Here is a 5,957-nt window from a genome sequence, read left to right on the forward strand (position 1 = left end):
TCGTTCCGCTTCTCCTCTGGAGGAGGCACTGAGGACCTTTTCCCTTTTCGATACCCATTTAAATGCACCCAGCGTTTCTTTTACTCGGTGATACCATGACGAGAAAGCTTTACTATGAGGACGCCTACCTAAAGGAGGCCAAGGCGAAGGTTCTCGAGGTGAAGGATAACGCCCTGCTCCTCGACCAGACGATTTTCTACCCGACCGGCGGGGGCCAGCCCCACGACAGGGGGACGATAAACGGCGTCGAGGTTCTGGACGTTTACAAGGACGACGAAGGCAACGTCTGGCACGTTGTTGCGGAGCCGGAGAAGTTCAAGCCCGGCGACGAGGTTGAGCTCAAGATAGACTGGGACTACAGGTACAAGCTAATGAGAATCCACAGCGCAATGCACCTCCTCGAGCACGTCCTTAACGTCGTCCTGCCAGAGAAGTGGGAGCTCTACGGGAGCGGAATGAGCGCAGAGAGGGGCAGACTTGACATCGTTTACCCGGAGAACGTGAACAAGTGGAAGGAGCAGATAATCGAGACCTTCAACAGGCTCGTTGATGAAGGAGGGGAGATGAAGATATGGTGGGAGGGCGACAAGAGGCTCACTCAGATAAGGGACTTTGAGGTCATTCCCTGCGGTGGAACACATGTGAGGGACATAAAGGAGATAGGACACCTCAGGAAGTTCAAGCGCTCCAGTCTTGGAAAGGGAAAGCAGAGGCTTGAAATCTGGCTTGAGGACTGACTTTAATATTTTATTCTCGGGTTGTACTCGAGGAGCATTAGGCCGTTCTTGAAAATCCTTATCGTCCCGCTCTCGGAGAGGCTTATTGCCATCGCTTTGGTGAGCTTCGTTATCCCCGCCGCGGCGATGTGCCTGCTGCCCAGCCCGGGGGGGAGCATGAGGTCTATGACCTTCGGCTCGACCTCGAGGTATCTTCCGGCCGAGATTATCCGTCCATCCTCCCTTATGACGAAAGCTCCGTCAAGCTGGGCGAACTCCTTTATGATTTCCTTGCTGTTCCGGTCCAGGACGTTTATCCTGTGCCCCTTGAAGGGGTTGGGGATGAGCTGGTGCGAGTGCTTTAGAACACGCCTCGTATCCCCTATCACAAAGATTGTTCCAACGGGGTTTCCCTCCCTCCCCTCAACGCTCAGTTCTATGGAAATCTCAAGCAGTCTCTGGAGGACGTTCTGGTTCTGGGCAAAGAAGCTTTTCATTGCCGAGATGCCCTTCTTCACGGTCTTGATTCCAATCGAATCCTCGGTAACGTAAACGAAGGACTCACCCTCGTGGAGGATATCGTGCTCAATTAAAAACGCCGAGAGCAGGTTGAGAACGTTTTTGAGGTCGAGGTTCTGGGGTATGGAGACCTTTTTAACCCTTTCGTCCTCTACATCAAAGGAGGAGCCAACAATGACCACGGTAACGTCCACGGGAGGTATATCATCCTCGCTGACCTCTTCCATTATCACAAGGGCCCTTGCCCCAACCCCCCGGACTATATCAACGGCGCTCTCGATAAGTATCTTAGGTATCTCCCCCATGACCATCAGCCATAATTAATATGGGAGAACATATAAAAAGGTGGCGGATTATTCAGTCGGGGTGAAAAACCATGAGGGTCGTGGTTGCAATTACCGGCGCGAGCGGGGCTGTTTACGGCGTGAGGCTTGTTGAGGTTCTTAAGAACCTTGGACACGAAGTCACTCTCCTTGCGTCGGAGACCGGAATAAAGGTCACAAAGTATGAACTGGGGGTTGACCTGAAGCCCGACTACAGGGAGGACAACCTCTTTGCGCCCGTTGCTTCGGGCTCGTATCCCTTTGATGCCATGGTGATAGCCCCCTGTTCAATGAAAACCCTCTCGGCGATAGCCAACGGCTACGCGGACAACCTCATAACGAGAACTGCGGACGTTGCGCTGAAGGAGAGAAGAAAGCTAATCCTCCTGGTGAGGGAGACGCCTCTGAGCATTGTCCATATCGAAAACATGCGTAAGGCGACACTCGCCGGCGCTATAGTTATGCCAGCCTCCCCTGGATTTTACACAAAGCCCAAAAATTTGGACGACATAATAAACTTTATAATCGGCAAAATCTTAGATATTCTGGAAATTCCTAACAATATTTATCAACGCTGGGGGATTCCCCATGCTTCAGCTGGACGACCTTGACAGAGCAATCTTGAGACTGCTAAAGGAAGACGCCCGACTGACGATTTCGGAGCTTGCGGAGAGGCTCAACAGACCCGAATCGACAATTCACTTCAGGATAAAGAAGCTCCTTGAAAAGGGCGTTATAGAAAGATACACCATAATCCTCGGTGAGGAACTCAGGCCAAAGGCAGTGGCGCTCGTTTACATCCAAGCCGAAACTCCAATTATCGAGGACTTCCTTGAGAAGTACATACACTACATAATGAAAACGCTCTCCATACTCCCCAACGTTCTCGCCGTCGCCCGGAGCGGCAGGGACGGGGTTGTGGCACTCGTGGGGGAGGAGAATGAGGAGAAGCTTGAACGGTTCATAAACGAGACGATAAAAGTTCTACCAACCCTTAAGAAAATAGAGGTAATGCCCCTACAAGAGTTCGACAAAGGAAGGGACCTCATAGGATTTCTCGTGAGGGTCTGACATGGAAATCGAAGTCAAGTTTCGGGTTGATTTCGACAGAATGAGGGAGAAAATAGAATCCCTCGGATCCTCTTTTGTCGGGGAGGAGATTCAGAAAGATGTTTATTTTAGCCTCCCCCTACCAAAACTACTCCGTGTTAGGTTGATAGAAAATCTAAATCGCTCGTTCTTAACGTACAAGGAAATAGAAGACCCCGGAAGAAATGAAGAGTTCGACGAGCTCGAAGTTGAGGTCTCTGACTTTGAAACGACCGTCGAGATTCTTAAGAGGCTCGGCTTCAGGGAGGACGTCGTTGTAAGGAAGAGGAGACTGGTTTACAAACTCGATAGTGTTACCTTCGAGCTTAACAACGTTGAAGACCTCGGCGGTTTCCTCGATATAGAGGTCATCTCAAATGACGTTGAAAAAGCGAAGAAGAAAATCTGGGAGGTTGCGAGGCTTCTCGGCCTCAGCGAGAAGGATGTGGAGCCGAGACTCTATCAGGAGCTGATTAAAAGCAAAACACCACCCTGACTCGGTGACTTCCCGTGAAATTGGTTCTTATAGTCACGGTCCTTGCGGTCCTTTTGATTCTGCCGGGCGCTCATGCAGTATCTTTTGCCGTCTATTACGGTAACATCGGTCCATCTGAGTTTCAGAAGCTGAGCAGGTTTAATATTTTAGTGCTGGCCCCCACCGTAAACGATACCTACGTGTCCCGTCTCGCGGAGCATCACGTCGTCGCTGGCTACCTAAGCCTCGCAACCATTGGAGGCTGGGAACCCTGGGCAAAGGATGTTCCTAAAAGCCTCATCATAGGTCGCAACGGAGAATGGAACGAGGCCGTCGTGAACTTTTCATCGCCGGAGTGGAAGAGGATAGTTCTGGACGATGCCATCCCATACATTCTATCCAGGGGCTTTAACGGCATCTTTCTTGATAACCTAGACTACGTTGATGTTTACCCCGGCAAAAAGGGGGCCATGATATCCCTGATAAGGGCAATACGGGAGCGGTATCCTGGGATTGTGATAATAGTCAACAGGGGGTTCTCAATAGCGAATGAAATTGCTCCCTACGTGAACTACATACTCTTCGAGGACTTCGTTACATACTACAACTTCTCGTCCGGAAGGTACGAGATTTATGACAAAGAAGACCTGGAATGGGAGCTTGAGCAGGTTGAAAAGTTGCACTCCCTTCACATTCCAATTCTCGCGCTGAGCTACGTCAATCTGAGCAACTCGGTGCAGGTTGAGAAGTTCAGGGGTGTTGTCTGCTCCTACGCCGAGAAATACAACGTTTCAGGCGTTTATATGGCGGATGTAAGCCTTCAGAGAATCGGCATAAATCCGTGTGAAGAAACCGGCCCTTCCGAAAAAACCGTCAAGACCGGGCAGGAAAACGGGGAGGAGGAAAAACGAATCTGCGGGCCGGCGTTCATAATCTTGACAGCTCTAACCTTTATCTTGCCGTTGCGACGATTTTTATGATGTCGTTGAACTGAAGCTCGTAGTCCTCCCCGACGCGCCTCTTCGTTCTGGCGTTTACCGCGTAGAGGAACGTCTTTCCGAGGTCGGTGTGGACCTTATAGGCCAAATCCCTCGGCGTCGAGCCCTTCGGAAGCAGATAGACATGGGGCAGGACGTTGCCGAACTGGTCGGTGAGCTTGTTCTCGTCCTGAACCGGGTAAACCGGAATTAGATTCAGCAACTCGAAGACGGCCCTGTTTATGACCTCCTGAACGCCGGTCGAGCCGAAGCGGTCGAGGACTTTCTCCTTAATCAGCTGAAGGGCCCTCTCCTGCTTGGGGTTCATCTTCTTGACGATTTTGAAATCGTTCGAGCCGGGAAGGTACTCTATGAAGCCCGCCTTTGCCGCCTTCCTGAGGGTCAGCTCCGCGGCAGCAGAAGTGGGAACGACGATGTAGTCCCTCTTCCTCCCCTCCTCGATGAGCCTCTTGATTTGCTCGTCTGTGGCGGCGTCGGCCTTGTTTGCGGCTATTATTATCGGCTTGTTGATTTTTCTCAGCTCGCGGACGAATGCGAGCAAATCCTCGTCGCTCCACTTGGTGGGGTCGTCGGAGAGGCCAACCCTGTGAATCGCTTCCCAGACGTCCTCCTCGGTTACACCAATTCCGGAGAGGTGGTCGGCTATGGCCTGCTCAAGCTTCATGTGCTGGAGTTTAATCCTCTTTGCAAACTTCTCCCAGCCCTTCTTGAGGATTCCGTAAATCCAGTAGTCTATCTCCCTCTCAAGGAACTCGATGTCCTCAACAGGGTCGTGGTAATCCGTCGGCTGGCCTTCCGCATCGGTCTTTCCGGTGGCATCGATAACGTGGATTAAGGCGGAGGCCATTCTCAGGTCGTCGAGGAACTTGTTGCCCAGACCGCGCCCTTCATGAGCTCCGGGAACGAGACCGGCGACGTCAATCATCTTTATCGGAATTAACGCCTTCCCATCGCGGTACTCGTAGTTCTGGGGGTTCGGCTCACAGCCGAGCTCCTTGCAGGGGTGCTCCGCTATGGCATAGCTCACGCCGACGTTGGCATCGATGGTCGTGAAGGGGTAGTTCGCTATATCAACGTCAACGAGCGTCGCCGCCGAGAAGAACGTTGACTTTCCGACGTTTGGCTTTCCCACAACGCCTATCTCCATTCCTCCCACCGGCCTAAATTGGGGGGAGGGTTTTAAGGGGTTTCGGCCGAAAAGCATAAACGCTCCCGAGGTCATTATACCCGGTGGTTCCCTTGAGGGTTTACGTCCTGGTCGAGGACTACTCGGGCTATGAAAGCCCGTTTCTTGCACAGCACGGCGTCAGCTTCCTCATCGAGGCCGATGGAAAGAGAATTCTCTTCGATGCCGGCCAGAGCGCAGAGCCAATACTCCACAACATGAAGCTCCTTGGAATAGAGCCGGCCTCAATAGACTACGTCTTCCTGAGCCACTGCCACTACGACCACACCGGCGGACTCTTGGGAATTTTAAGGGCCATTGAGAGGCGCGTTCCGGTTGTAGCACACCCCTCGATTTTCAGAAGGCACTTCATCACGAAGCCATACCTCCGCGAGGTCGGCGTCCCCTTTGGGCGAAAGGAAGTTGAGGAGCTCGCTGACCTCTACCTCACCGCCGACCCGCTCCCGATAACGAAGAACGTCCTCTCAACCGGCGAGATAGCAGAGAAGGAGGACTTCGAGAGGACCGAGCTTGAGGTTTACACCATCGAGAACGGAAAGGTCGTGAGGGACGAGCTGAGGGACGACATGAGCCTCGTTGCCAAAACGCCGGAGGGCCTCGTTGTTGTGAGCGGTTGCAGTCACGCGGGGATAGTGAGCATAGTGAAGCACG

The 5,957-nt window shown here is 52.4% G+C and carries 8 protein-coding genes; 6 read left to right on the forward strand and 2 right to left on the reverse strand.

Annotated elements, in window-relative coordinates:
* Positions 1–95: 95 nt before the first annotated feature.
* Complete coding sequence (locus MVK46_RS09125; protein WP_297536367.1) at positions 96–737, forward strand: alanyl-tRNA editing protein; 642 nt, start codon at positions 96–98, stop codon at positions 735–737.
* A 2-nt stretch (positions 738–739) separates the two neighbouring features.
* On the opposite strand, the gene MVK46_RS09130 is transcribed toward MVK46_RS09125, so the two are convergent.
* The gene (locus MVK46_RS09130; RefSeq protein ID WP_297536374.1) at positions 740–1,540 is read right to left on the reverse strand and encodes a diadenylate cyclase; all 801 of its coding nucleotides are present in this window, start codon (positions 1,538–1,540) and stop codon (positions 740–742) included.
* A gap of 71 nt (positions 1,541–1,611) precedes the next feature.
* Here MVK46_RS09130 and MVK46_RS09135 point away from each other — a divergent pair, with 71 nt between their 5' ends.
* Genes MVK46_RS09135 through MVK46_RS09150 form a run of 4 tightly spaced genes read left to right on the forward strand, consistent with a single transcriptional unit; the run spans position 1,612 to position 4,102 of the window.
* Positions 1,612–2,169 carry a UbiX family flavin prenyltransferase gene (locus MVK46_RS09135; RefSeq protein WP_297536368.1) on the forward strand — a complete coding sequence of 186 codons (558 nt, stop codon included), beginning with the start codon at positions 1,612–1,614 and terminating at the stop codon, positions 2,167–2,169.
* Positions 2,147–2,629: an Lrp/AsnC family transcriptional regulator gene (locus tag MVK46_RS09140; RefSeq protein WP_297536369.1), complete on the forward strand. Its 483-nt coding sequence runs from the start codon at positions 2,147–2,149 to the stop codon at positions 2,627–2,629. Before MVK46_RS09135 ends, MVK46_RS09140 begins: the two co-directional genes overlap by 23 nt.
* Position 2,630: 1 nt before the next feature.
* The gene (cyaB, locus tag MVK46_RS09145) at positions 2,631–3,143 is read left to right on the forward strand and encodes a class IV adenylate cyclase (protein WP_297536370.1); all 513 of its coding nucleotides are present in this window, start codon (positions 2,631–2,633) and stop codon (positions 3,141–3,143) included.
* 14 nt (positions 3,144–3,157) lie between these two features.
* The gene (locus tag MVK46_RS09150; protein WP_297536371.1) at positions 3,158–4,102 is read left to right on the forward strand and encodes an endo alpha-1,4 polygalactosaminidase; all 945 of its coding nucleotides are present in this window, start codon (positions 3,158–3,160) and stop codon (positions 4,100–4,102) included.
* Here MVK46_RS09150 and MVK46_RS09155 read toward each other — a convergent pair.
* Positions 4,074–5,267 (reverse strand): redox-regulated ATPase YchF, encoded by a 1,194-nt coding sequence (locus MVK46_RS09155; protein WP_297536372.1) that lies wholly within the window; start codon positions 5,265–5,267, stop codon positions 4,074–4,076. The genes MVK46_RS09150 and MVK46_RS09155 overlap by 29 nt on opposite strands.
* Positions 5,268–5,350: 83 nt before the next feature.
* On the opposite strand from MVK46_RS09155, the gene MVK46_RS09160 reads away from it, so the two are divergent.
* Positions 5,351–5,957, forward strand: a 607-nt coding sequence (locus tag MVK46_RS09160; protein WP_297536373.1) for an MBL fold metallo-hydrolase, incomplete at its 3' end; no start/stop codon positions are given.

Origin of the sequence: Thermococcus sp. (genome assembly GCF_027066465.1) — an archaeon.
Classification (GTDB): domain Archaea; phylum Methanobacteriota_B; class Thermococci; order Thermococcales; family Thermococcaceae; genus Thermococcus.